Annotated in this window: 23 protein-coding genes; 10 read left to right on the forward strand and 13 right to left on the reverse strand. The window is 55.1% G+C overall.

The window, feature by feature from the left end:
• Positions 1-9: 9 nt before the first annotated feature.
• From nusB to pgpA, 3 genes are read left to right on the forward strand one after another with little or no spacing between them, the layout of a single operon-like run.
• The gene (gene nusB / locus KUE00_RS05230; RefSeq protein WP_125288408.1) at positions 10-429 is read left to right on the forward strand and encodes a transcription antitermination factor NusB; all 420 of its coding nucleotides are present in this window, start codon (positions 10-12) and stop codon (positions 427-429) included.
• A 52-nt stretch (positions 430-481) separates the two neighbouring features.
• Positions 482-1,453, forward strand: a complete 972-nt coding sequence (gene thiL / locus KUE00_RS05235; protein WP_246758529.1) for a thiamine-phosphate kinase — start codon at positions 482-484, stop codon at positions 1,451-1,453.
• Positions 1,437-1,937, forward strand: a complete 501-nt coding sequence (gene pgpA, locus KUE00_RS05240) for a phosphatidylglycerophosphatase A (RefSeq protein ID WP_246758530.1) — start codon at positions 1,437-1,439, stop codon at positions 1,935-1,937. The genes thiL and pgpA overlap by 17 nt, the downstream gene beginning before the upstream one ends.
• A 115-nt stretch (positions 1,938-2,052) precedes the next feature.
• Here pgpA and KUE00_RS05245 read toward each other — a convergent pair whose 3' ends face one another.
• The 4 genes from KUE00_RS05245 to xseB form a co-directional block, all read right to left on the reverse strand.
• Entirely contained in the window at positions 2,053-3,027 is a 975-nt protein-coding gene (locus KUE00_RS05245; RefSeq protein WP_246758531.1) for an aldo/keto reductase, read from the reverse strand.
• 81 nt (positions 3,028-3,108) lie between these two features.
• Positions 3,109-4,974, reverse strand: a complete 1,866-nt coding sequence (dxs, locus tag KUE00_RS05250) for a 1-deoxy-D-xylulose-5-phosphate synthase (protein ID WP_246758532.1) — start codon at positions 4,972-4,974, stop codon at positions 3,109-3,111.
• Between the two features lie 19 nt (positions 4,975-4,993).
• The gene (gene ispA, locus KUE00_RS05255) at positions 4,994-5,893 is read right to left on the reverse strand and encodes a (2E,6E)-farnesyl diphosphate synthase (RefSeq protein WP_246758533.1); all 900 of its coding nucleotides are present in this window, start codon (positions 5,891-5,893) and stop codon (positions 4,994-4,996) included.
• Entirely contained in the window at positions 5,893-6,135 is a 243-nt protein-coding gene (gene xseB, locus KUE00_RS05260; protein ID WP_246758682.1) for an exodeoxyribonuclease VII small subunit, read from the reverse strand. Before xseB ends, ispA begins: the two co-directional genes overlap by 1 nt.
• A gap of 231 nt (positions 6,136-6,366) precedes the next feature.
• On the opposite strand from xseB, the gene thiI reads away from it, so the two are divergent.
• On the forward strand, positions 6,367-7,815 hold the full coding sequence (gene thiI, locus KUE00_RS05265; protein ID WP_246758534.1) for a tRNA uracil 4-sulfurtransferase ThiI: 1,449 nt from the start codon (positions 6,367-6,369) through the stop codon (positions 7,813-7,815).
• Positions 7,816-7,881: 66 nt separating this feature from the next.
• Here thiI and yajL read toward each other — a convergent pair whose 3' ends face one another.
• Both yajL and panE read right to left on the reverse strand, forming a co-directional pair.
• Entirely contained in the window at positions 7,882-8,487 is a 606-nt protein-coding gene (gene yajL / locus KUE00_RS05270) for a protein deglycase YajL (protein ID WP_246758536.1), read from the reverse strand.
• A complete protein-coding gene (gene panE, locus KUE00_RS05275; protein ID WP_246758537.1) occupies positions 8,441-9,361 on the reverse strand; it encodes a 2-dehydropantoate 2-reductase in 921 nt (306 codons plus the stop codon). The genes yajL and panE overlap by 47 nt, the downstream gene beginning before the upstream one ends.
• Positions 9,362-9,512: 151 nt before the next feature.
• Here panE and KUE00_RS05280 point away from each other — a divergent pair, with 151 nt between their 5' ends.
• Complete coding sequence (locus KUE00_RS05280) at positions 9,513-10,004, forward strand: YajQ family cyclic di-GMP-binding protein (RefSeq protein WP_246758539.1); 492 nt, start codon at positions 9,513-9,515, stop codon at positions 10,002-10,004.
• 79 nt (positions 10,005-10,083) lie between these two features.
• Here KUE00_RS05280 and hutW read toward each other — a convergent pair whose 3' ends face one another.
• The 7 genes from hutW to cyoA form a co-directional block, all read right to left on the reverse strand.
• Complete coding sequence (gene hutW / locus KUE00_RS05285) at positions 10,084-11,412, reverse strand: heme anaerobic degradation radical SAM methyltransferase ChuW/HutW (RefSeq protein ID WP_246758540.1); 1,329 nt, start codon at positions 11,410-11,412, stop codon at positions 10,084-10,086.
• A gap of 173 nt (positions 11,413-11,585) precedes the next feature.
• A complete protein-coding gene (locus KUE00_RS05290) occupies positions 11,586-12,950 on the reverse strand; it encodes an MFS transporter (RefSeq protein WP_246758541.1) in 1,365 nt (454 codons plus the stop codon).
• 148 nt (positions 12,951-13,098) lie between these two features.
• A complete protein-coding gene (cyoE, locus tag KUE00_RS05295; protein WP_246758683.1) occupies positions 13,099-13,986 on the reverse strand; it encodes a heme o synthase in 888 nt (295 codons plus the stop codon).
• Positions 13,987-13,999: 13 nt separating this feature from the next.
• Entirely contained in the window at positions 14,000-14,329 is a 330-nt protein-coding gene (locus KUE00_RS05300; protein WP_125288421.1) for a cytochrome o ubiquinol oxidase subunit IV, read from the reverse strand.
• Positions 14,329-14,943, reverse strand: coding sequence for a cytochrome o ubiquinol oxidase subunit III (locus tag KUE00_RS05305; protein WP_246758542.1), 615 nt, complete (start codon positions 14,941-14,943; stop codon positions 14,329-14,331). The genes KUE00_RS05300 and KUE00_RS05305 overlap by 1 nt, the downstream gene beginning before the upstream one ends.
• Entirely contained in the window at positions 14,933-16,924 is a 1,992-nt protein-coding gene (gene cyoB / locus KUE00_RS05310; RefSeq protein ID WP_246758543.1) for a cytochrome o ubiquinol oxidase subunit I, read from the reverse strand. The genes KUE00_RS05305 and cyoB overlap by 11 nt, the downstream gene beginning before the upstream one ends.
• Positions 16,925-16,928: 4 nt before the next feature.
• Positions 16,929-17,855 (reverse strand): cytochrome o ubiquinol oxidase subunit II, encoded by a 927-nt coding sequence (cyoA, locus tag KUE00_RS05315; RefSeq protein ID WP_246758544.1) that lies wholly within the window; start codon positions 17,853-17,855, stop codon positions 16,929-16,931.
• 750 nt (positions 17,856-18,605) lie between these two features.
• Here cyoA and KUE00_RS05320 point away from each other — a divergent pair.
• The 5 genes from KUE00_RS05320 to KUE00_RS05340 all read left to right on the forward strand — a co-directional run bounded on the left by KUE00_RS05320 (position 18,606) and on the right by KUE00_RS05340 (position 24,280).
• Positions 18,606-19,721, forward strand: a complete 1,116-nt coding sequence (locus KUE00_RS05320) for an ABC transporter substrate-binding protein (protein WP_246758545.1) — start codon at positions 18,606-18,608, stop codon at positions 19,719-19,721.
• Complete coding sequence (locus KUE00_RS05325) at positions 19,718-20,689, forward strand: FecCD family ABC transporter permease (protein WP_246758546.1); 972 nt, start codon at positions 19,718-19,720, stop codon at positions 20,687-20,689. The genes KUE00_RS05320 and KUE00_RS05325 overlap by 4 nt, the downstream gene beginning before the upstream one ends.
• On the forward strand, positions 20,686-21,465 hold the full coding sequence (locus KUE00_RS05330; RefSeq protein ID WP_246758547.1) for an ABC transporter ATP-binding protein: 780 nt from the start codon (positions 20,686-20,688) through the stop codon (positions 21,463-21,465). The genes KUE00_RS05325 and KUE00_RS05330 overlap by 4 nt, the downstream gene beginning before the upstream one ends.
• Positions 21,459-22,238, forward strand: a complete 780-nt coding sequence (locus KUE00_RS05335; protein WP_246758548.1) for a class I SAM-dependent methyltransferase — start codon at positions 21,459-21,461, stop codon at positions 22,236-22,238. Before KUE00_RS05330 ends, KUE00_RS05335 begins: the two co-directional genes overlap by 7 nt.
• A 116-nt stretch (positions 22,239-22,354) precedes the next feature.
• Positions 22,355-24,280 carry a TonB-dependent receptor plug domain-containing protein gene (locus KUE00_RS05340; RefSeq protein ID WP_281434513.1) on the forward strand — a complete coding sequence of 642 codons (1,926 nt, stop codon included), beginning with the start codon at positions 22,355-22,357 and terminating at the stop codon, positions 24,278-24,280.
• The last annotated feature ends 1 nt before the right edge of the window (position 24,281 follow it).

A 24,281-nucleotide genomic window follows, 5' to 3' on the forward strand; every position in this document is an offset into this window, starting at 1 on the left:
GGGAATTTTGTGAAACCTGCTGCTCGTCGCCGCGCCCGTGAATGTGCTGTCCAGGCGCTTTACTCCTGGCAGTTGTCCAAAAATGACATCTCCGATGTCGAATACCAGTTTCTGGCGGAGCAAGACGTCAAAGACGTTGATATCAGCTATTTCCGCGAGCTGCTGGGCGGCGTTGCGACCAACAGCGCGTACCTTGACGGCCTGATGAAGCCGTATCTTTCCCGCCAGCTGGAAGAGCTGGGCCAGGTGGAGAAAGCGATTCTACGTATTTCGCTGTACGAGCTGAGCAAGCGCTCCGACGTTCCCTATAAAGTGGCGATTAACGAAGGCATTGAGCTGGCGAAAGTCTTTGGTGCTGAAGACAGCCATAAATTCGTTAACGGCGTGCTGGATAAAGCCGCACCGCATATCCGCCCTAACAAGAAGTAATCCTCCCAGGCCGGTTTTATCCGGCCTTCTTTTTTTTCTGCTGGAACGCATTATGGCATGTGGCGAATTCGAACTTATCACGCGCTATTTTGATCGCGTAACAAGCTCTCGTCGCGATGTGGAAAAAGGCATCGGCGATGACTGCGCACTCCTGAACCTGCCAGAGAAACAAACGCTGGCGATCAGTACCGACACGCTGGTGGCGGGCGTCCATTTTCTGCGTGATATCCACCCGGCCGACCTGGGCTACAAAGCGCTGGCAGTCAACCTCAGCGACCTCGCCGCCATGGGTGCCGATCCGGCGTGGCTGACGCTGGCGTTAACGCTGCCTGAGGTCAACGAAGCCTGGCTGAAAGAGTTCAGCGACAGCCTGTTTGAGCTGCTGGACTACTACAATATGCAGCTGATCGGCGGTGACACCACGCGTGGCCCGCTGAGCATGACGCTGAGTATTCACGGCCTGGTACCCGCTGGCAGGGCGCTGAAGCGTTCGGGCGCGCGACCGGGCGACTGGATCTACGTAACCGGCACGCTGGGCGATAGCGCGGCGGGCCTGGCGCTGTTGCAGCACAAGATTAAAATCAGCGATCCGGCCGCCCATGAAGCGCTGATCAAGCGCCATTTACGGCCGATGCCGCGCATTTTGCAGGGCCAGGCACTACGCGATTTGGCCAGCGCCGCTATCGACATCTCCGACGGGCTGATTTCGGATCTGGGCCATATTCTCAAGGCCAGCGGTTGTGGCGCACGACTCAATCTGGACGCGCTGCCGCTATCAGTAACGATGAAAAGCCACTTTGAACGGCAGCAGGCTCTTCGCTGGGCGTTAAGCGGCGGCGAAGATTACGAACTCTGCTTTACCGTGCCGGAACTCAACCGCGGTGCGCTTGACGTGGCGCTGGGGCATTATGGCGTTCCTTTTACCTGCATTGGCCAGCTTGGGCCACAGGCGGAAGGCCTGGTGATGATGCAGGAAGGCAAACCCGTGGCGTTCGACCTGAAAGGATTTGACCATTTTGGATAAGCATACGGCGAAAGCCCGCCTGAAAATGAGCAACCCCTGGCATCTGCTGGCGACCGGCTTCGGCAGCGGTCTCAGCCCGGTGGTGCCGGGCACGATGGGATCGCTGGCGGCTATCCCTTTCTGGTACCTGATGTCTTTTCTGCCGCAGGATATCTATTCGCTGCTGGTAATGTTTGGTATCTGCATTGGCGTTTATCTTTGCCATCGTACCGCAAAGGATATGGGCGTACACGATCACGGCAGCATTGTCTGGGATGAGTTTATCGGTATGTGGATCACGCTGATGGCGATCCCGGTTATCAGCTGGCAATGGGTACTGGCGGGATTTGTGATCTTCCGTATTCTGGATATGTGGAAACCCTGGCCAATCCGCTGGTTCGACCGCAACGTGCACGGCGGCATGGGCATTATGGTAGACGATATCATCGCCGGGATTATCTCGGCAGGTATTCTCTATTACGCCGGACACCATCTGGCGCTGTAGTTTACAGGCACCGGCGTGAGGAAGGGAGGCCAGCCATAAAGGCAAAAGGCGGCTTCCCTGCCAGCTCGCGCCGCGATAGCTATATCGCGACGCGCTTCATCTGCTTCAGGTCGGCCTAGTCAAAACCCACCACGCTGTGCGGCTGGTAAAGGCTTTCCAGATCGGCAATCTCTTCCTGCGTCAGCTCGATATCAACCGCCCTGACCAAATCAGCCAGCTGTTCCGCACGCGACGCGCCGATAATCGGTGCCGTAACCGTCGGTTTCGCCAGCAGCCAGGCCAGCGCTATCTGTGCACGGCTTACGCCCCTTGCTTCGGCAATGGCCGCCACGCGCTGCGCAATAGCGCCGTCGTTTTCTTCGGTTTTTTCATACAGGGTGCTGCCATACTCGTCGGAAGCGGTACGCGCGGTCGCTTCGCCCCACGGACGAGTCAGACGGCCACGCGCCAGCGGGCTCCACGGCAGTACCGCAATGTTTTCCGCCCGGCAAAGCGGATACATTTCGCGTTCTTCTTCGCGCTGGATCAGGTTGTACTGATCCTGCATGCTGACAAACCTTGTCCAGCCATGACGATCCGCCGTATAAAGCGCTTTGGCAAACTGCCAGGCATACATGGAAGACGCGCCGATATAGCGCGCCTTGCCGGATTTCACCACGTCGTGCAGCGCTTCCAGCGTCTCTTCCAGCGGCGTGTTGTAGTCCCAGCGGTGGATCTGCAACAGGTCAACGTGATCCATACCCAAGCGGGTCAGGCTGTCGTCAATGGACTGCATGATGTTAGCGCGGGACAGACCGCCGGAAAGATTACTCATCGGGAAATAGACTTTAGTCGCCACCACAATCTCATCGCGGCGCGCGTACTCTTTCAGGGCACGGCCAACAATTTCTTCGCTGCTGCCATCGGAGTAGCTATTAGCCGTATCGAAGAAGTTAATGCCCGCTTCCAGCGCCTGCCTGATTAGCGGACGGCTGCTTTCTTCCGGCAGCGTCCAGGCGTGGCGGCCACGGTCTGGCTCGCCGTAGGTCATGCAGCCCAGGCATAAACGGGAAACGGTCAGGTCTGTGGTGCCTAACTGAATTTTTTTCATTGGTGCTCCTGCCAAAGATGAGGACATAAGAGTCTGAGCATAGCAGGTATATGCTCCCCGGACGGGGAGCAAAATGCGGTGTTACAGCGCGAGCCAGCGGGAAATTTGCTGTTCGATACCTTCGGCATCAAGTTGATAATCGTGGCGAATCTCTTCCTGGGTGCCTTGCGGGATAAACTCGTCCGGCAGACCGATATTCAATACCGGCACCAGCACGCGTTTTGCCATCAGCAGCTCGATGACGCCGCTACCCGCGCCGCCTTTGATAGCGCCTTCTTCCAGCGTAATCAGCGCTTCGTGGCTGGCAGCCAGCTCGATCACCAGCGCTTCATCCAGCGGCTTCACAAAACGCATATCGACCAGCGTAGCGTTCAGCGAGTCGGCCACGGCGGCCGCTTCCGGCAGCAGCGTACCAAAATTGAGGATCGCCAGCTTTTCGCCTTCGCGCTTCACCACGCCTTTACCCAGCGGCAGCGAGCGCAGCGGCTCACGTGCCGCGCCGGTGCCGGTACCGCGCGGATAGCGCACCGCGCTTGGGCCATCGTTGTAGTGGTAGCCGGTATAAAGCATCTGGCGGCATTCGTTTTCATCGCTTGGCGTCATGATCACCATGCCAGGAATGCAGCGCAGGAAGGAGATATCAAAAGCGCCCTGATGCGTCTGGCCATCCGCGCCGACGATGCCGCCACGGTCGATAGCAAAGAGCACCGGCAGTTTCTGAATCGCTACATCGTGGATCAGCTGATCGTAGGCACGCTGTAAAAACGTTGAGTAGATAGCCACCACAGGCTTGTAGCCACCAATCGCCAGTCCGGCAGCAAAGGTAACCGCATGCTGTTCGGCAATTGCCACGTCAAAATACTGCGCCGGATAATCGCGAGAGAAGCTGACCATGCCGGAGCCTTCGCGCATCGCTGGCGTAACGGCCATCAGCTTGTGGTCATCCGCGGCGGTTTCGCTCAGCCATTCGCCAAAGATTTTGGAGTAGCTCGGCAGGCCTTCAGCGGCTTTTGGCAGCAGACCGCTGGCAGGATCGAACTTGGGCACGGCGTGCCAGCTGATCGGATCTTTTTCTGCCGGGGCGTAGCCTTTGCCTTTTTTGGTCATAATATGCAGAAACTGCGGGCCTTTCAGGCTGCGCATGTTTTTCAGCGTCTGCACCAGCGTCAGCACGTCGTGACCGTCAACCGGGCCGATATAGTTAAAGCCCAGCTCTTCAAACAGCGTGCCGGGCACAACCATGCCTTTCAGATGTTCTTCGGTACGTTTAACCAGCTCTTTGATCGGCGGCAGGCCGGTCAGCACTTTTTTGCCGCTTTCACGCAGGCGCGAATAGGTTTTACCGGAAAGAATTTGCGCCAGGCGGTTGTTCAGCGCGCCCACGTTTTCTGAAATCGACATTTCATTGTCGTTCAGCACCACCAGCAGATCGGATTTGATATCGCCTGCATGGTTCATGGCTTCGAACGCCATGCCCGCCGTAATCGCGCCGTCGCCGATTACGCAGGCGGTACGGCGGCCTTTACCTTCTTTTTCTGCGGCAACGGCCATGCCCACACCGGCGCTAATCGAGGTGCTGGAGTGACCGACGTTCAGCACGTCGTATTCGCTCTCATCGCGCCACGGGAAAGGGTGCAGGCCATTTTTTTGCCGGATGGTGCCGATGCGATCGCGGCGGCCGGTCAGGATCTTGTGCGGATAGGCCTGATGGCCCACGTCCCAGATGAGATGATCAAAAGGGGTGTTATAGACGTAGTGCAGCGCGACCGTCAGTTCCACGACGCCCAGGCCAGAGGCAAAATGTCCGCTGGAGCGGCTTACGCTGTCGAGTAAATACTGTCGTAGCTCGTCACAGAGTTTTGGCAGGCTCTCTTTAGGAAGCGAACGTAATTCTTGTACCGTCGCGGCCTGCGCCAGCGTCGGATATTTTGCAGTATCAAAACTCATCAGAGACTCATTGTGGAAGTTATTTATTGCGTTCAATTATGTAACTTGCAAGCGCTTGTAGTGATGTTGTGTCAAAGCCTTGCGCGGCAAGTATTTCCAGTGCGCTGAACGACTCCTGACAGAGGGCCCACGCCTTTTCCCGTGCACTTTCGAGTCCCATCAAGGCCGGGTAGGTACTTTTTCCAAGCTGCTGATCGGCTCCCTGCCGTTTGCCGATGATGGCGGTATCGCCCACCACATCCAGAATATCGTCCTGCACCTGAAACGCCAGGCCGATAGCTTCGGCATAGCGGTCAAGGAGAGGTAAGGCGCTACGGCCTCGCTCACCTGCGGTCAACGCGCCCAGGCGAACGGCGGAGCGAATTAACGCGCCGGTCTTATAACGGTGGATCTGCTCAAGCTCGTTCAGGTTAACCTGGCGGCCTTCCGCGGCTAAATCAAGCGCCTGGCCGCCGCACATGCCGGCCACGCCGCTGGCCTGCGCCAGTTCGGAAAGCATCGCAATACGGTTTTCTGCCGTTACGCCTGCCATCGGTGTATCGGCAAGTATAGTGAAGGCGAGCGTTTGTAGTGCATCACCGGCTAAAATAGCCGTATCTTCGCCAAATTTGATGTGGCAGGTCGGCTGCCCACGCCGCAAATTATCATCATCCATCGCGGGCAAATCGTCGTGAATCAACGAGTAAGCGTGAATGCATTCGACCGCCGCGGCGGGCGCGTCAAGCGCGCTGTCATCCGCATGCAGCATGTTGCCGGTCGCATAAACCAGAAATGGCCGCAGGCGCTTGCCGCCTAATAATGCACCATATTCTATGGCGTTAACCAGAGGCGATTTCTGAAAAGGCAGGTTGCTGATAAAACGCTGTAATGCCTGATTCACGCGCGCGTGGTGCGCGTTAAGAAGAGCGCTAAAATCCATCAGTCGTTTTCCGGCGTGAAAGGCTGTAAATCGCCATTTTTATCGTCGTTAAGCAGGATTTGTACACGCTGCTCTGCCTGCTGCAGTTTCTGCTGGCCCGTACGTGCCAGCTGTACGCCGCGTTCAAATTCATTCAGCGCCTCTTCCAGCGGCAGGTCGCCGCTTTCAAGACGTGAAACAATCTGCTCCAGCTGAGCAAGCGAGGTTTCAAAACTGGCGGGCTGTTCGGCTTTTTTTGGCATAATAACGTTTAGCTCGGTGATGTTTTTTACTGTCAGGTCACTCATGGTAGCCGACTCAAATTGATTAGCAAAATAATGATTCTGACAGCAGGAGAAGAAGCAGTCGTCGGTCAGATGTGATACAATCGCTTCCCCCGGATGCAAAGGGGACAAACCGCTTTGCAATCCTCTGATTTTACCAGCTAAGTGCCCTGCATTTCAGCACTAATTGCCCGTTGAGCCCGCGCCACCATGAAGTTTATTATTAAATTATTCCCGGAAATCACCATTAAGAGCCAGTCCGTGCGTTTGCGTTTTATTAAAATGCTGACCACGAACATTCGTAACGTGCTGAAACAGTGCGACGATACGCTGGCCGTGGTGCGCCACTGGGACCATATCGAAGTCCGTTCTAAAAACGAAAGCCACCGCCACTATATTATCGATGAGCTGACGCGCATCCCTGGTATTCATCACGTTCTGGAAGTTGAAGAGCGCGCTTATACCGATATGCACAACATCTTTGAGCAGACGCTGGCGATGAACCGCGAGCGTATCGAAGGCAAAACCTTTTCCGTACGCGTAAAACGCCGCGGCAAACACGAGTTCAGTTCGCAGGACGTGGAGCGCTACGTGGGCGGCGGCCTGAACCAGCACGTTGCCAGCGCCCAGGTGAAGCTGAACCATCCGCAGGTGACCGTTAATATAGAGATTGAAGACGATCGCCTGCTGCTGATCACCGGACGTTATGAAGGTATCGGCGGTTTCCCGATTGGCAGCCAGGAAGACGTGCTGTCGCTGATTTCCGGTGGTTTTGACTCCGGCGTTTCCAGCTATATGCTGATGCGCCGCGGCTGCCGCGTACACTACTGCTTCTTTAACCTTGGCGGCGCGGCGCATGAAATCGGCGTTCGTCAGGTGGCGCACTATCTGTGGAACCGTTTTGGCCGCTCGCACAAGGTGCGCTTTGTCGCCATCAACTTTGAACCGGTAGTCGGCGAGATTCTGGAGAAAGTGGACGATGGGCAGATGGGCGTGGTGCTGAAGCGTATGATGGTACGCGCGGCGTCCACCATTGCGGAACGTTACGGCGTGCAGGCACTGGTTACGGGCGAAGCGCTCGGGCAGGTATCCAGCCAGACGCTGACCAATCTGCGGTTAATCGACAACGCTTCCGATACGCTGATCCTGCGCCCGCTGATTTCGCATGATAAAGAGCACATTATCAAGCTGGCGCGCCATATCGGCACGGAAGACTTTGCCCGTACCATGCCGGAATACTGCGGCGTGATTTCGAAAAGTCCGACGGTAAAAGCGGTGAAGGCCAGAATCGAAGCGGAAGAGCAAAACTTTGATTTCGCCATTCTGGATAAGGTGATTGAAGAAGCCACCAACGTGGATATTCGCCAGATTGCAGAAGAAACCGAGCAGGAAGTGGTAGAAATCGAAACCGTGGTTTCCTTTAGCGATAACGACGTGGTGCTGGATATCCGCTCGCCGGACGAGCAGGACAACAGCCCGCTGGAGCTGGAAGGCGTAGACGTTAAAGGCATGCCGTTCTACAAGCTCAGCACGCAGTTCGGCGATCTCGATCAAAGCAAAACCTGGTTGCTTTACTGCGACCGTGGCGTGATGAGCCGTTTGCAGGCGCTCTATCTTCACGAGCAGGGCTTTAAAAACGTGAAGGTTTATCGTCCTTAAATCTGGACTGTTTTAAGTAAGGCGCTGACTTCAGCGCCTTTTCTTTTTTGTCAGGTCAGTGCGCTGCTATTCCACCCATTCCCGGTAATCGAAAATACCGGCAGCCAGCACCAGCTGCCGGGCGACTTCGTATGCTTTTTCTTTCCCGGCCAGCAGGTCAATAAGCTTTAAGGCAAAGTCGATTGAGGTACCTGGCGCCTGGCTGGTTAACAGGTTTACGCGCCGATCCCATACCACGCGCTTATCCATCCACTGACTTTCCGGGATGGTCTCCTTCAGGCCGGGGAAGCCGGTCATATTGCCGACGGGGAAAAGGTTATGCGGGATCAGTACCGTGCCGGGGGCCGCGCAAATGGCGGCAACGATGCGCCCGGACAGATGAAACTGGCGCACGGTTTCTACCAGCAGCGGGCTGTCGCGAAAAGCCTCTGCGCCTTTCAGGCCGCCAGGCAGTACGATAGCGGCAAAATCGTTATCGGCAACCTCTACCAGCGTGGCATCCGCCAGCAGCCGCACGCCGCGCGAACAGACTATCTCTTTGCTGCCGTCATCCATCACGCTGGCGGTGGTTACCGTAAAGCCCGCGCGCGCCAGCAGGTCGATAGTCGTGACGGCTTCGGTTTCTTCACTGCCAGGTGCCAGGCAAACCAGCACCGATACGTTCGCGCTCATAATCTTGTTCCTTACGCTTAATCATTTCATAAAGTCGGCTGTTCTCCGGCGTGGACAACCCTTGCGCCCGTGCACGACGAATAACGTAACCGGTAATATAGTCTATCTCCGTGCGCCGCTGCGCGCGGATATCCTGCAGCATGGAAGAGGTATTGGCGGACGTGGCGGTAATAATATCCTTCACGTAAGCCAACAGCCCGTCGCGCGAGGTATGCTGGCCTTCACGTTCCATCACCATCGCCACTTCGTCACAGAGTACGGCAATTTCCTGCGGATGGTTGAGCAGCTCGCCGTTGGTACAGTCGTACTGCACGGTGAGCGGATTGATCACGCAGTTGACCGCCAGCTTTTGCCAGGCGGCCGAGGCAACGTTATTGTGCCAGGCCACATCCGGCAGCGCCTGCTGTAACATTTCTGCCAGATCGCTCAGCAGCGCGCTATCGGCAGAGGTTGGGCCAATATGGGTAATACCGGACGCGACGTGAACGATAACCGTGCCGTCGCGCTTCGCCGCATGGGTGGTAATACCGCGCAACAGGGGCTGCGTAAGCGACTTTAGCTCATCAAGCGTGCCCATACCGTTGTGCAGCAGCAGAATCGGACAGTCCTGGCGCAGAATAAACTGCAAATTTTTGACCGCCTCGGAAACCTGCCAGGCCTTTAGCGTCACCAGCAGCAGATCGCTTTGCGCTAAAAACGAGGGATCGTTAGCAATGAAGGTTTTGTTGGTGATGGTGCCGTCAAGGTTGACGACGTTCACCGAACACCAGGGCTGCGGCACGCGCAGCCAGCCCTGAACCTCATTGCCCTGAGCTTCCAGCGCAGCCAGCCAAATCTGTCCTAAAGCGCCGCATCCCAATACGGTAATTTTCATTCATCCTCCCCGCGCGCGGGTTGTGTTGATTCTGCCGGCCATCGGGCCGCGCCAGCAGAGCTATTCTTATTATAGCTTTCCATGCCGATGGTTTTTTTACTGTTGCTAACCAGGTATTATGCCTGTCACAACAGAATCAGGAGAATAAATCATGCCATCTTTCGATATCGTTTCAGAGGTCGACCTTCAGGAAGTGCGCAACGCCGTAGAAAACGCTAACCGTGAACTCTCTACCCGTTTCGATTTTCGTAACGTCACGGCCAGCTACGAGCTGAACGAGAAAAACGAATCTATCAAGGTGCTGAGCGAGTCAGATTTCCAGGTAAAACAGCTGGTTGATATCCTGCGCGAAAAGCTGCTCAAGCGCGGCATTGAGAACGGCGCGCTGGATGTGCCGGAAGACATTGAGCACAGCGGAAAAAGCTGGAGCGTGGAAGCCAAACTGAAAAAAGGCATTCCGGCTGATGTCGCGAAGAAAGTCGTTAAGCTGATTAAAGACAGCAAGCTGAAAGTGCAGTCGCAGATTCAGGGTGAGGAAGTGCGCGTAACCGGCAAATCTCGCGATGATCTGCAGGGCGCTATGGCGCTGATTCGCGGCGGCAATCTGGGACAGCCTTTCCAGTTTAAAAACTTCCGCGATTAACACGGTCAATGCTGGCGAGCCGGATGCTCTGACCTTTAAGCCAGCTACCAGCCTGCGCAACAGAGCAGGCTGGCACCCATCAGCCGTGCTCACTCCCTTCGCCGCTGACGGTAGAGAGACGCAGTAAAATCTCCGTCAGGCACTGCATAATATTGTTGGCCCAGAAGCGGCCGCTGCCGGTAAAGCGCAAACAGAGATCGTTTGTGGTCAGCAGGCCAGAGTGATGCCACTGATCGACTAACGGCTGCAACAGCGCGGCGCGTGCGGTCAATAATTTCAGATCGACCCTTCCTGTTTCAATACCGGCCTGTAGCTGGTGACGCCACTGATGCGTTCCTCCTGCCGCTTGCGTCATCATACTGACAGGCTTGTGGCCGCGGGCCAGCGCCTGATAATAGCTGTCCAGCTTGCGCTCGATCATATAAGCCTGTCCGTTGACGCTGCCGCCAGCCCCGCAGCCTGACGCCAGGCAGTCCGCACCTTGCTTGATCAGTAAGTTATAAAGATTGCGCTCGCGGGTAGTTCCTGCCCAATGGCTGTTGCTGAGCTGCCGCCAGCCATATTCCTCCAGCAGCCCTGCGCCCTGTAAATAAAATGCGTGACGCGCAGCCACATCCGGCAGCATTACCCGCTCATTATCTGCCGCCTTTGCCAGCGGCGTAGTGGGTAAAAGGTTTAAGGCATACAGGTCTACGCCGTCCAGGCCAATATCCCGTATCGTAGCCAGATCCTGCCGCCAGAGGCTGGCCGTTTGTCCGGGTAAACCAAAGATCAGGTCGCAAACCACGGCGGCACGATCGCGCCGGCACAGCTTTTTAAGAAAAGCGATCGACTGCTGGCGATCGGCGGTACGGCCCATACGCTGACGAATGCGGCTGTCGAAAGTCTGGATACCGATGGAGAAACGGTTAGCGCCTGCATCCAGGCAGGCATCAATGCGCGCATCGTCAACATTCAGGGTGCGGCCCTCAATCGTGATTTCACAATCTGGTGCCAAAGGCAGGCGCGCTTTCAGCAGGCTGATAAGGCGATATAGCCCGGCTGCCGACAGCGCCGTCGGCGTGCCGCCGCCAAAATAAACGGCGTGAACGGGCGCGGACTGATATAGCGGGCTGTCGGCTTCCATCTCGATTTCGCGCAGAAGAGCGTTAACGTACCTGTCCGCCTCATCCGGCTGAAACTTATGCTGATAAAAACCGCAGAAGGTACAGCGAGTGGCGCAAAAGGGAATGTGAAGATAAACCAACCGCTTGCGCGGCGGAGCGGGATTTAACAGCAGCTGGTGCCAGGCAGGTTGCACTGCATCCGCAGGTAGCGGAACCGTATTGCGCCAGGGCATGGCGGCGCGGCGCTCGGTAAAAGCCTGCGCGCCAGGCTGCGCGAACCAGGGGGATAAATTAATCTGCATAAGCCTCGTCCATGTGAGCGGAAAACGGAGCTTATTAAAAGATAATCATTATCATTTAGCAAAGGTATCTGGTCGCGAGATGACTCAGGTCAAAAATAGCCGAGGGAAGGGGAGGGGAGAGGGGGCCGTAAACCCCCTTCCAGATTGCTGACAAACTTAACCAGTGAACAACATTAGCAACTGCCGACCAGCGCTTCCAGCTCCGGACGGTTAGTCACCTTGCTGTCAATTTTCACATAGGCGCTACGCTCTTCCGGCACGATAAAGACGGCGGCCACGCCCGGCTGCGCCTTCAGGCGTTTCTCCAGCAGGGCGGCATCAACGTTCTCATCGCGCAGCACGATACGCAGGCTGCTGACGTAAGGCGGCTCCTGCATAGTGCAGCTGACCAGCAGCCAGACGGCCGCAATGATCGCACCCACGACAAAGACCGTCGAGGCGTCAAAATGGCCATACAGCCAGCCACCCAGGCTGCCGCCTACCGCTACGCCAATAAACTGGCTGGTGGAGTAGACGCCCATCGCGGTGCCTTTATAGCCCGGCGGCGATTCTTTGCTGATCAGCGAAGGCAGAATCGCTTCCATCAGGTTAAAGCCAACAAAGAACAGCTGTACGCCAACAACCAGCGTCCAGAAGTGGTTACCCGCGCCCCACAGGATAATTTCGGCAATTAAAATAATCGCCACGCAGGCAACGAAAACCCGCTTCATCTGACGCTTCACTTCGGCATAGATAATAAAAGGGATCACGCCGCAGAAAGCGATCAGCATGGTAATCAAATAGATTTTCCAGTGCTGCTCGGCAGGAAAGCCCGCCTGCTCAAATTCGCCAGGCAGCGCCACAAAACTCGACATCAGCAAAATGTGCAGGCACATAATGCCAAAGTTAAGCTTCACCAGGCGAGTGTTGGCCAGTACCGCACGGAAACTGCCTTTCACAATGCCCGATTCACGGTTGAGCGTGTGGTTTGAAGCGGAAGGCACCACCAGCAGCGTAATGACAATACCGCTGCTCGCCAGCAGGGCGATGAGCCAGAACAGCGCATGTAAGCCAAGCGCGTGCGTAATCACAGGCCCAAGTACCATGGCGATAGCGAAGGTAATCCCAAAGCTGATGCCGATAAAGGCCATCGCCTTGGTGCGGTTCTGCTCGCGCGTCAGGTCAGAAAGCAGCGCCATTACTGCCGCCGCAATCGCGCCGGAACCCTGCAAGGCACGACCCAGGATCACGCCCCAAATAGACGTGGTGATGGCGGCAATTACGCTGCCTAAAACGAAGATCAGTAATCCGCCAACGATCAGCGGTTTGCGGCCAATTCTGTCGGACAGCAGACCAAAGGGAATTTGAAATACGGCCTGCGCTAAACCGTAGATGCCGATGGCGAGCCCAATCAGTGCCTCACTTGCTCCCTGTAACGCCATGCCATACGTGGTCAGGACGGGAAGAACCATAAACATTCCCAGCATACGCAGGGAGAATACCGTTCCCAAACCCCATGTCGCACGCAGTTCGACCGGAGTCATTTTATTATCGTTCATTACTACCTCAGGTTATCTGGTAGGCATATTTTAAGGGGTTGGGGCAGGGGGGTAAAATTATTATTAATTAAAGTGGTAACAAAAAGAAAGGGCGCGTAATACCCTTTTAAGGTATCACGCGCCCTTAACAGAACTGCAACAGGAATGCTTACCAGACGTAGGTCAGCAGGTCCTTTGAGGCTGGCGTCATAAAGTCTACCGACATCATAACGCTCAGTGCAGTGATGGCGACGATGGAGAAAACGAACAGCTTACGTGCCCAGACGCGATCGTTCTGCGTCTTGTAGCCCGACAGCGCCATTCCCAGCCACCAGACGCTCACGGCTGCGGCAACGATCAGATACTTATAGCCCGCGTATCCCACCAGCGTCAGCATCAGCGTCGCCACCATAAACGCCAGGATATACAGCGTAATATGGTTTTTAGCTACGGAGATACCTTTTACCACCGGCAGAACCGGGATATTCGCTGCCTGGTAATCTTTAAAGCGGAAGATGGCAATCGCATAGGAATGCGGCATCTGCCACAGGCTAAAGATAGCCAGCAGGATCAGCGCGCCAGCATCGAACTGGTTGCTGACGGCGCAGTAACCGATAACCGGTGGCGCTGCGCCAGACAGGCTGCCAATCAGCGTGCCGTAAACGGACTTGCGCTTCATATACAGGCTGTAAACGCCGACATAAATCACAAAGCCCATTACCGCCAGCCACATGGCCAGCGGGTTTGCTCCGAGATACAGCAACGCGAATCCAGCAATACCCAGAACGGTTGCATAAACCAGAGAGACTGTCGGGGAAATGAGGCCTTTTACCAGCACACGGTTTCTGGTTCTCTCCATTTTTACGTCGATGTCACGGTCAATAAAGTTGTTATAAACACAACCCGATGCGACCACCAGCGAAACGCCGACTAAGGTGGTGAGAAACAGGGAATAGTCGATGCTGCCTTTAGAAGCCAGCAGGAATCCCCCGATGACAGAAATTAAATTCCCGAAAATAATTCCTGGTTTCGTTACTTGCAGGTATTGCTTAATCATCACAGGCGACTCTTTAACGGACCATCATGTTGTAATTGAGGTTCCACATAATCCATATAGAGCCTACTACGACAATCAGAATGATGACGGCAGAAAAGACGATTGCCACCAGATTCCAGCGCTGATCGGTCGAGGTGCTGAGGTGCAGGAAGTAATACAGATGCACCAGCACCTGTACCACGGCTGCAATCACTACCACGGCCAGCATCGTCGTTTTAGACGCGCCGCCTTCCATGACGATCCAGAATGGAATCGCAGTCAGAATGATCGACAGAATAAAGCCGATCATATAGGTCTTCACGTTACCGTGAGAGGTACCATGATCGCTTAATGTTTTGCTCATTAAATGACCCCCAGCAGGTAAACGATGGTGAACACACAGATCCAGACCACATCCAGGAAGTGCCAGAACATGCTCAGGCACATCAGACGGGTGTGGTTGGTGGAAGTCAGGCCCTTAGTGGCCACCTGATACATCATCACCAGCATCCAGATCAAACCACAGGTCACGTGCAGACCGTGCGTACCAACCAGCGTAAAGAAGCCGGACAGGAAGCCGCTGCGCTGCGGGCCGAAGCCTTCTGTGATCAGATGATGGAACTCATAGATTTCCATCGAGATAAAGCCGATACCACACAGGAAGGTCAGCACCAGCCAGCCCAGAACGGCGCCTTTCGCGCCTTTTTCCATGCTGATAACGGCAAAGCCGTAGGTAATGGAGCTGACCAGCAGCAGTGCGGTTTCAACCAGCACAAACGGCAGTTCAAAAATATCTTTACCTGCAGGGCCACCAGCGGTGCTGTTGACCATGACCGCATAGGTCGCAAACAGCGTTGCGAAGATAATGCAGTCGCTCATCAGGTAGATCCAGAAGCCAAACAGCTTATTGGCTCCTGCATCGTGATGCCCATGCTCCGCATGGGCGTCGTGGTGTTTAGTCAGAGTTTCAGTTGACATTTTTCAGGCCTGCTTTGCTAATTTCGTCAAAGTGCTGATTCTCGATTTTTTCGATCTCGGCAACGGGAACGTAGTAATCAACGTCTTCGTCAAAGCTCTTAATAATCCAGGTCAGGATCATTCCGAGGAACGCCACGCCTACCAGCCACCAGATGTGCCAGATAGCAGCGAAACCAAACACCAGGCTGAAACCACCGATGATGACACCCGCGCCGCTGTTTTTCGGCATGTGGATCTCTTCATACTTAGCTGGACGTTTGTAAGCTTCACCTTTCTCTTTCATTTCCCAGAACGCATCGCGCTCGTGGATAACAGGCACTTCAGCAAAGTTGTAGAACGGAGGTGGTGAAGAGGTTGCCCACTCCAGCGTACGACCACCCCACGGGTCACCGGTCAGATCGCGCAGCTGCTCGCGGTCACGTACGGATACCCAGAACTGAGTGATCTGGCACAGTACGCCACAAGCGATCAGCGCCGCACCGAATGCCGCAACAACCAGCAGAGGGTGGAACTGTGGATCGATGTTCTGGCTCAGACGACGGGTCATCCCCATGAAGCCCAGCGCGTACAGCGGCATAAAGGCAACGAAGAAGCCGATAATCCAGAACCAGAAGGCACGGATACCCCATTTTTCGTTCAGGCAGAAGCCGAACGCTTTCGGGAACCAGTAGGTCACACCAGCAAAACAACCGAACACCACACCACCGATAATCACGTTATGGAAGTGGGCAATCAGGAACAGACTGTTGTGCAGCACGAAGTCCGCACCCGGTACCGCCAGCAGAACACCGGTCATACCACCAACGGAGAAGGTGACCAGGAAGCCTACGGTCCACAGCATCGCAGAGTGCATCTGAATGCGGCCCTGGTACATGGTGAACAGCCAGTTAAAGATTTTAACACCGGTCGGAATGGCGATAATCATCGTCATGATACCGAAGAAGGCGTTAACGTTCGCGCCGGCACCCATCGTAAAGAAGTGGTGCAGCCACACGATGAAGGAAAGGACGGTAATAACCACCGTTGCCCAAACCAGCGAGGTGTAACCAAACAGACGTTTTTTCGAGAAGGTCGCAACGACTTCAGAGAAGACGCCGAAGACCGGCAGAACCAGGATGTATACTTCCGGATGTCCCCAAACCCAAATCAGGTTGACGTACATCATCATGTTGCCGCCCATTTCATTGGTAAAGAAATGGAAGCCCAGATAACGGTCAAGGGTCAGCAGCGCCAGCGTCACGGTCAGAACCGGGAAGGAGACGATGATCAGCACGTTAGTACACAGCGATGCCCAGGTGAAAACAGGCATTTTGAACATGGTCATGCCCGGTGCACGCATTCTCAGGATAGTAACGAAGAAGTTAATACCTGTTAATGTCGTCCCGATACCGGAAAGCTGCAGACTCCATATCCAGTAGTCAACCCCGACCCCCGGACTGTACTCCGCGCCGGAAAGCGGCGGATAAGCCAGCCAGCCGGTCTGAGCAAATTCGCCCACGCCCAGTGACAGGTTAACCAGCACCACACCGACAGCCGTGAACCAGAAGCTCAGGTTGTTCAGGAAAGGGAAGGCCACGTCGCGCGCGCCGATCTGCAAAGGAACAGCAATGTTCATCAGACCGATAACGAACGGCATCGCTACGAAGAAGATCATAATCACGCCGTGCGCGGTAAAGATCTGGTCGTAGTGATGAGGCGGCAGGAAGCCGGGCCCGCCAGCCGAAGCCAGCACCTGTTGGCTACGCATCATGACCGCATCGGCAAAGCCGCGCAGCAGCATGACGAAAGCCACGATGATATACATGATACCGAGTTTTTTGTGGTCAACTGACGTCAGCCATTCAGACCACAGGTATTGCCACTTACCGAAGTAAGTGATCGCTCCAGCAACGGCCAGACCACCAAGAATGATGGCGGCAACCGTAACCACGATAATCGGCTCGTGGTACGGAACTGCATCAAGGGTTAATTTTCCCAACATCGTATTATTCCTCGGCTCCCGCATGAGAGGCTTCGTTCATGTCCATGCCTTCGTGCGCTGGCGTGTTCATGTTCCCGTGGTTCATCTTGAATTTGCCAATAACCTGCTTGAACAATTCAGGATTCGCCGTGGAGAAGAACTCAACCGGATGGTTTTCGCTTGGCGCAGCCAGTTTCTCGAAATCATCCATGGTCATCAGCTGGTTAGAGGACTCTTTGGCTTTCGCTACCCACTGATTGAAAGACGCATTATCAGGCGTGGCGATTGCTTTAAACTTCATGCCAGAGAAGCCGCGACCACTGAAGTTAGAGGAGATACCGTCAAACGTACCGGCTTCATTCGCAATCAGATGCAGTTCAGTCTGCATGCCCGCCATAGCGTAAATCTGGCTACCGAGGGTAGGAATGAAGAAGGAGTTCATTACGGAGTTAGATGTGATCTTAAAGGTCACTGGTGTATTAGCCGGGAAAGCGATCTGGTTAACGGTTGCAATACCCTGTTCAGGGTAGATAAACAGCCATTTCCAGTCCAGCGCGACCACATCAATCTCGACCGGTTTCACATCGGAAGCCAGTGGTTTACTTGGTTCCAGCGCGTGGGTTGATTTCCACGTGAGAACGCCAAGAAAGAGAATGATTAAGATCGGCACAGTCCAAACCACGGCTTCCACTTTATTCGAGTGTGACCAGTTAGGGCTGTATTTCGCATTAGTATTGGATGCCCGATATTTCCAGGCGAATACTACGGCCATCAGGACTGCAGGAATAACGACGATCATCATCAAGCCAAAGGCTGTCAGTATCAGCGAACGTTGCTCCAGTGCAACCTGTCCCTTGGGATTTAACAATGCACTATCACAGCCACTTAACAATACAGTGCCTGCGATTAATGACAAAATCCCCAAACTTTTATTGTATTTCCTGAGTCTCATTTAACGACCTCAATGACAAGGGCTCTATTGTCGTTTAAGTGTGGCGGCATTTTACGGGAACGTTTCAGTACTGTAAACCAGCAACAGCTTGTGTCAGCAAGGCGTTGACACCTTTTGCAAACACTGTCACAGATGTTGCGGAGGGTGACAAAATATGAATAACAGCAAGGCTTTGGCTTCAATATAACAAAAACAGATGGAAAAGCCCTTTCAAAAATCGTGGATGCTATAAACAGCGAAAATGGTACTCATTTATTTAACATATCTGTATCAATTGATCTAAATCAAATTAGCAGAAATAGTTTCGCAGCGGTTTTTATTTGGCATTTAGATGTAAATGTAAAGGCGAGAATCTTTAAGAAATAACGGATGGCGCTTTATTAGCGAAGCGGCACAATTGTTAAAAAGCGGTCAAATATACGGCGACTCGCCCCTGTTTTTAGCGATAAAAAAAGCGCATTTGTTACGTTGCTGTTAGCGATTTTTCTGCTATGGGAAGCGTTCGGGCAGCATATATTGCTTTCGTAGTAGAACCACTAATATAAATGCTGCTTTTTAGTACGTCTGCCCGCTTTCCTCAGGCCACGTAGTTTGCCTTAAGTTGCCTGTCTGGCGCAGCCTCTTTGCTGTAGACCCGCCTTCTTTTTGTGAGCAACGCCACACTATTTCTATCTGTTATTATTTTCCTGTTGACAACATATTGAGTAAGTCCCTGTATATTGCACTATATAACGCTTAACTGGAGCTGATATGGATATCACCCGGCGTCATTTTATGGCGGGCCTCATCGCAAGCGGACTTGGTGTCGCTTCCCCTTTAGGTTTAACGGCCACTACCAGACAGAGCTACCCGGCGACCTTGCCTTCCGGGATTGCTAAAGTCGGCCGCAACCTTTCGGTCGCATCTCACTCCTCAGCTACTGGCCACCTTTTTACTTTTGGCGAGCTTCCGCCGCCTGCGGCTATCCACAAGATTTTAAGCGCGGGCGCGCCCGGCGATCCCTTGCTGCTGGCGATGGCGCCAGAGAAGCTGCTGGGGCTTTCATTTTATGAGCTGTCGCATGCGGGAAACGAGTTTCTGCCAGAAAGCGTGCGCCAGTTGCCAAAAACAGGGCGGCTGGCCGGACGCGGCAGCTCGCTTTCGCTGGAGCAGTTGATGGTGCTGAAGCCCGATCTGATTATCGACTGCGGGATGACCGGCGAAACCTTTCGCTCGCTTGCCGCGCGAACCGTGGCGCGCACCGGTATTCCCTGGCTGCTGGTTGACGGCGGCCTGCGCTATTCGGCCAGCCAGCTACGGCAGCTCGGCACTCTCTTAGGCGTGGCAGAACGAGCGGAGCTGCAGGCACAGCTGGCCGATCGTTTTCTGCAGGATGCGCAGGCGTTTGCGGATCGTCAGCCTATTGCTCTGCGCTTCTATTCTGCCCGCGGTTTTAATGGCCTGGAAACCGGGCTGCAAGGCTCATTGCATACCGAAGCGGCCGAACTGCTGGGGATGCACAATGTGGCGCGACAGCAGGGACAGGCGCATCTGGTGAAGGTGTCGCTGGAGCAGCTGCTGGCCTGGCAGCCGGAGGTTATCATTACCCAGGATGTGCGCTCCTGGCGGCATATTACAAGCGATCCCGTATGGCGAGGCATTCAGGCGGTCGCACAGAACCAGGTCCTGCTGTTTCCACGACGACCGTTCGGCTGGCTGGATGCGCCGCCGGGCGTCAACCGGCTGGCGGGGTTACGCATGTTGCAGGCCCGATTCGATCAAACCGTGGCGCTAACTTTGCAGCAGGATTTAAGGGAGTTCTTCCGGCTGTTCTATCACGGCACGCCTGATGACGCACAGTGGCAGCGTCTGATGAGTGCGCAATGAAATTCCTTTGTGGGCTGCTGGTTAGCCTGGCCGTGCTCGCCTCCGCGCTAATGACCGGCGCGTTTCCGCTCGGCGGGGCTGAAGTCATATCGTTGCTGTTCTCACCCGAGACGTTAGATCCGCAGCTGGCCATTGTTTTCTGGCAAATTCGTCTGCCGCGTATCCTGGCGGCGCTGCTGATTGGGGCCGGACTTTCCGGTGCGGGCGCCGCTTATCAGGGCATGTTTCAAAATCCGCTGGTTTCGCCTGATATCCTGGGCGTTGCCGCCGGTGCCGGGCTGGGTGCCTGCCTGGCTATCTGGCTGCAAATGCCCGTTGTCGCCGTCCAGGCAATGGCTTTTATCGGCGGCCTGCTGATAGTAACGCTGGTTAGCCTGACGGCGCGCGGGGCGAAGCATCACGATCCTATTTTAGCGCTGGTACTGACGGGCATAGCCTGGGGAACGCTGAGCGGCGCGGCTATCTCATTGATTAAAATCCTTGCCGACCCCTATACGCAGCTACCTTCTATCACCTTCTGGCTACTTGGCGGCCTTTCCTCAATCACGCCGGACGATCTTTATTATGCGGGTACAGGGATTACCGTGGGCGTATTGCCTTTACTGCTGCTGCGCTGGCGGCTCAACTTACTGAGCCTGCCGGAGGAGGAGGCGCTGGTGATGGGCGTGAACGTCAGGCATTTACGTCTCGTCTGCATCGTTAGCGCCACGTTAATCACCGCCAGCGCCGTGGCCATCGCCGGGATTATCGGCTGGGTTGGTCTGGTGGTGCCGCACGTCAGCCGCCTGCTGACCGGAACTAACTATCAGCGCCTGATGCCGCTGTCGCTGTTTTGTGGCGGGCTATTTTTGCTCTGTACCGATACGCTGGCACGCACCGTTAACCATACCGAGCTGCCGTTAGGCATCGTGACCTCTTTTATCGGTGCACCTTTCTTCCTTACCTTACTGCTGAGAGGAAAAAGATGAAGCTTTTATATCTGAATCGCGTCAGGCTGGGCTACAGCGGTGAGACATTGCTGGCTGACGTCACGCTTAAGCTGACTGCCGGAAAAGTTTACTGTCTGTTAGGCAATAACGGCAGCGGTAAAAGTAGCCTGTTACGCACTATTGCAGGCGTGCTGCGCCCCATTTCGGGGGATATCCAGCTGGCAGGCAGGCCGTTAACGGCCTGGTCAATAAAGGAAAGGGCGAAGCTGATGGCCTGGGTGCCGCAGCAGCATGCCGGTGCGTTTGCCTGGAGCGTGCTGGAGATGGTGATGATGGGCGGCAGCGCGACGCTTGGGCTGTTTGCCGTGCCGGGACGCTCGTTGCGCACTCTGGCGTTAAGCACGCTGGCCAGGCTGGGCATAGGCTCGCTGGCGCAGCGGCGCTATCCTACGCTCAGCGGTGGCGAGCGGCAGCTGGTGTTACTTGCCAGGGCGCTGGTGCAGCGGCCCGCACTGCTGCTGCTGGATGAACCCGCAGCCAGCCTTGATTTCGGCCATCAGATAGCGCTGCTGGAAAAGGTGCGGGAGCTGAAAAACAGCGGCATGACGCTTTTGATGGCGACGCATCATCCTCTGCACGCCAGTGCGATCGCTGACGAGGTAATCTTTATTACGCCGGAAGGCGAAGTACGGCAGGGGACGCCGCAAAGCATGCTCAACAGCGCGTCGCTGGCAAAACTTTATCGGGTCAGTCAGGCGGAAATTGAGCGCTGGCTAATCCTTCACGCATTCAGCCAGGAGGAAATAGCATGCTGATCGATCGCATTGATTTTGCCGCACTTTACCAACAACAGTTGCAGCAGGCAAAAAGGACGGAAAAAAGTCCACAGCACTGGGACAAGCGTGCGCAGAAAATGAGTGATGCACCTGCCAGCAGCCAGTACCTACAGCAGTTGGTAGCGCGTATTGATTTATCGGATGCGGCCACGTTGCTGGATGTCGGCTGCGGGCCGGGGACGGTTTGCCTGGCGCTGGCCGACAGGCTGGAGCAGGTTCACGGTCTGGACTACAGCAAAGGCATGCTGGACGTTGCCGGACAGCGGGCCGCCTCGTTGGGGATAAATAATGCGTTATGGCACCATCGCGCCTGGGAAGAGAGCTGGGACGATATCCCGGTTTGCGACATTGCCGTCGCCTCACGCTCTACGCTGGTTGGTGATTTACGCCAGGCGCTGGAAAAACTGAATAAACAGGCGCGCTTGCGGGTATATACCACGCATACCGTAAGCGGCACCTTCCTCGATCCTCTGCTGCTGCGCGCTATTGGCCGGCCCGTTGATGAGCTGCCGAACTACATCTACGCGGTTAACACCCTTTATCAGATGGGCATTCATGCGCGGGTCGATTTTATCCGCGACGCTGCGCCACCGGAAAAAAGCATTGAGCAAACCATTCAGGCCGTGGAGCGCGCCAGCGGGAAACTGGATGAAAACGAGCGGCGCTGTCTAATCGACTATTACCGGCAGCAAGAGCCACCCACCGGAAAAGAGTGGGCGCTGGTTTCATGGGAATGTCGGCCAGCAAGATGAACTCTGTCCCTGACGTAGCCATGGTGACAGAGCAATAAAAACTCTTTTCCGTCACGGGTGTGGCGGTAGCTTTATCCACTCAGGATCAAGGAACGATCGTGAAAACTCGCTTACTGATGTTAACAACGCTGCTGGCCGCAGCCAGCCACGCGGACGATAACACGCTGACCATCTGGTCAAGCCCCGTCGCGGAAAGCCGCGATATTCTTAACTCAAATACCCTGACCCAGCTGGAAAAGCACAACGTTGCCGAAGCGCTGGCGACGATGGCTGGCGTCACGCTGGACAAGTCGGGAAACCGTAATGAACTTCAGGTGCGGGTGCGCGGCTTTAACAGTCGGCAAGTACCGGTATTTTATGACGGCGTGCCGGTTTACGTCCCTTACGACGGTAATCTGGATTTAAGCCGTTTTCTGACTTTTGGCCTTGGGTCACTGGAAGTGTCCAAAGGATATAGCTCGCTGCTGCAAGGCCCAAACCAGATGGGCGGCGCAATCAATATCACCAGCGCTCTACCGCAAAAACCTTTTGCGGGGCGCGTTGGCTTTCGCCAGGGATGGAGCCGCGACAAACGCAACGCCAGGGAAAGCTATGCGGCGCTGGGCGCAAAAAACGACAGCGGATTTATTCAGCTCAGCGCCAGCCAGTTAAAAAAAACCTTTATCGGTCTGGCGCACGGTATCAGCAACGTCGTCGGACAAAATGGCAGGCTTAATCATTCGGCGGCAGACGATAAAAAAGCTGCCGTGCGGCTGGGATGGACGCCAGGCGCTGACCGGTATACGCTCAGCTGGAGCAGCCAGGACGGGGCAAAACAGAGTCCGCCTTACGCAGGGAGCAGCGGTCAGGCGGCCCGTTACTGGCACTGGCCGCAGTATGATAAGCAAAGCTTTTACTATCAGGGAAGCACACGGCTTAGCGAAACGCTGACGTTAAAAAGCCGCCTTTATCACGACGCCTTCAAAAATACGCTATTAATGTACAACTCCCTGGCGGCGCTACGGAACAAGCAGGGCAGCTACAGCCATTACGACGACTACAGTAACGGCGCTGCTTTACAGCTTTCTGCCCAATATCGGGAAAGCGATCGTCTCTCTTTTGCCGTGCACTGGAAAAACGATATGCATCGGGAAAAGGGCGCGAAAAGTGCCGCCGTCGATCGCTATCAGGATCGCACCTGGTCGCTGGCAACGGAATATCAGCGGGCCATCACCGATGCACTGGATATGGTGGCTGGCATCAGCTACGACTGGCGCGACAGCCTGCAGGCTTTAAAGCATGAGAGTAACGGCAGCATCACGCGCTACGACAGCAACGGTCAGCGGGCGTTTAACTGGCAGGGCATGCTGAAATATTATCTGCAGGAAGGCGACACACTGACGTTTTCGTTTTCCGATCGCAGCCGCTTTCCCACGTTAAAAGAGCGCTATACGACTTTTCGTCCCGCCTATGGGCAAACCGCGCTGGTTAATCCGCAGCTAAAACCTGAACGCGCCCGCAGCGTCGATCTGAGCTGGAGCTATGCGATCGCGCCACGGTGGCGCAGCGAAGCCAGTCTTTATTACAACCGCCTTAGCGACACCATTCTTATCCAAAACATTGATGCGCAAAGGGTACAAAACCGCAACAGCGGACGCGTGGATTATCAGGGGCTGGATGTTGGCCTGCACGGTAAAGTAGGTGAGCACGGGGAAGCAGGCGTTAATTATGGCCTGATTTACAGCGACGTAAAACAGCGCTCCGCAGGTAAGGTGACCGCGCTGCCCAGGCAAACCGTGACCGGGTGGCTTGCTATTTTGCCTGCGGCTGGCTGGCGGTTGAGTATCACTGAAGAAGCGCGTTCATTCAGCTATAGCGACAGCACCGCAAAACAAAAGGCGGCGGGCTTTGCCCTGACGCATCTGCGTGCGGAGCTTAGTCCGGGTGCGGGCTGGAACCTGAACGCGGCAATAAATAACGTTCTTGATAAAAAGTACGCCCTGACGGAAGGCTTTTACGAGTCAGGGCGTCAGTACTGGCTGGGCGCGGAATATCGCTTCTGAC

This window comes from Erwinia phyllosphaerae, assembly GCF_019132875.1.
Lineage (GTDB): Bacteria > Pseudomonadota > Gammaproteobacteria > Enterobacterales > Enterobacteriaceae > Erwinia > Erwinia phyllosphaerae.

Coding starts and splice junctions, on each gene's coding strand:
- thiL (WP_246758529.1), top strand. CDS start 482: ATGGCATGTGGCGAATTCGAACTTATCACGCGCTATTTTGATCGCGTA.
- KUE00_RS05245 (WP_246758531.1), bottom strand. CDS start 3,027: ATGAAAAAAATTCAGTTAGGCACCACAGACCTGACCGTTTCCCGTTTA.
- dxs (WP_246758532.1), bottom strand. CDS start 4,974: ATGAGTTTTGATACTGCAAAATATCCGACGCTGGCGCAGGCCGCGACG.
- ispA (WP_246758533.1), bottom strand. CDS start 5,893: ATGGATTTTAGCGCTCTTCTTAACGCGCACCACGCGCGCGTGAATCAG.
- xseB (WP_246758682.1), bottom strand. CDS start 6,135: ATGCCAAAAAAAGCCGAACAGCCCGCCAGTTTTGAAACCTCGCTTGCT.
- thiI (WP_246758534.1), top strand. CDS start 6,367: ATGAAGTTTATTATTAAATTATTCCCGGAAATCACCATTAAGAGCCAG.
- yajL (WP_246758536.1), bottom strand. CDS start 8,487: ATGAGCGCGAACGTATCGGTGCTGGTTTGCCTGGCACCTGGCAGTGAA.
- panE (WP_246758537.1), bottom strand. CDS start 9,361: ATGAAAATTACCGTATTGGGATGCGGCGCTTTAGGACAGATTTGGCTG.
- KUE00_RS05280 (WP_246758539.1), top strand. CDS start 9,513: ATGCCATCTTTCGATATCGTTTCAGAGGTCGACCTTCAGGAAGTGCGC.
- hutW (WP_246758540.1), bottom strand. CDS start 11,412: ATGCAGATTAATTTATCCCCCTGGTTCGCGCAGCCTGGCGCGCAGGCT.
- KUE00_RS05290 (WP_246758541.1), bottom strand. CDS start 12,950: ATGAACGATAATAAAATGACTCCGGTCGAACTGCGTGCGACATGGGGT.
- cyoE (WP_246758683.1), bottom strand. CDS start 13,986: ATGATTAAGCAATACCTGCAAGTAACGAAACCAGGAATTATTTTCGGG.
- KUE00_RS05300 (WP_125288421.1), bottom strand. CDS start 14,329: ATGAGCAAAACATTAAGCGATCATGGTACCTCTCACGGTAACGTGAAG.
- KUE00_RS05305 (WP_246758542.1), bottom strand. CDS start 14,943: ATGTCAACTGAAACTCTGACTAAACACCACGACGCCCATGCGGAGCAT.
- cyoB (WP_246758543.1), bottom strand. CDS start 16,924: ATGTTGGGAAAATTAACCCTTGATGCAGTTCCGTACCACGAGCCGATT.
- cyoA (WP_246758544.1), bottom strand. CDS start 17,855: ATGAGACTCAGGAAATACAATAAAAGTTTGGGGATTTTGTCATTAATC.
- KUE00_RS05320 (WP_246758545.1), top strand. CDS start 18,606: ATGGATATCACCCGGCGTCATTTTATGGCGGGCCTCATCGCAAGCGGA.
- KUE00_RS05325 (WP_246758546.1), top strand. CDS start 19,718: ATGAAATTCCTTTGTGGGCTGCTGGTTAGCCTGGCCGTGCTCGCCTCC.
- KUE00_RS05330 (WP_246758547.1), top strand. CDS start 20,686: ATGAAGCTTTTATATCTGAATCGCGTCAGGCTGGGCTACAGCGGTGAG.
- KUE00_RS05335 (WP_246758548.1), top strand. CDS start 21,459: ATGCTGATCGATCGCATTGATTTTGCCGCACTTTACCAACAACAGTTG.
- KUE00_RS05340 (WP_281434513.1), top strand. CDS start 22,355: ATGTTAACAACGCTGCTGGCCGCAGCCAGCCACGCGGACGATAACACG.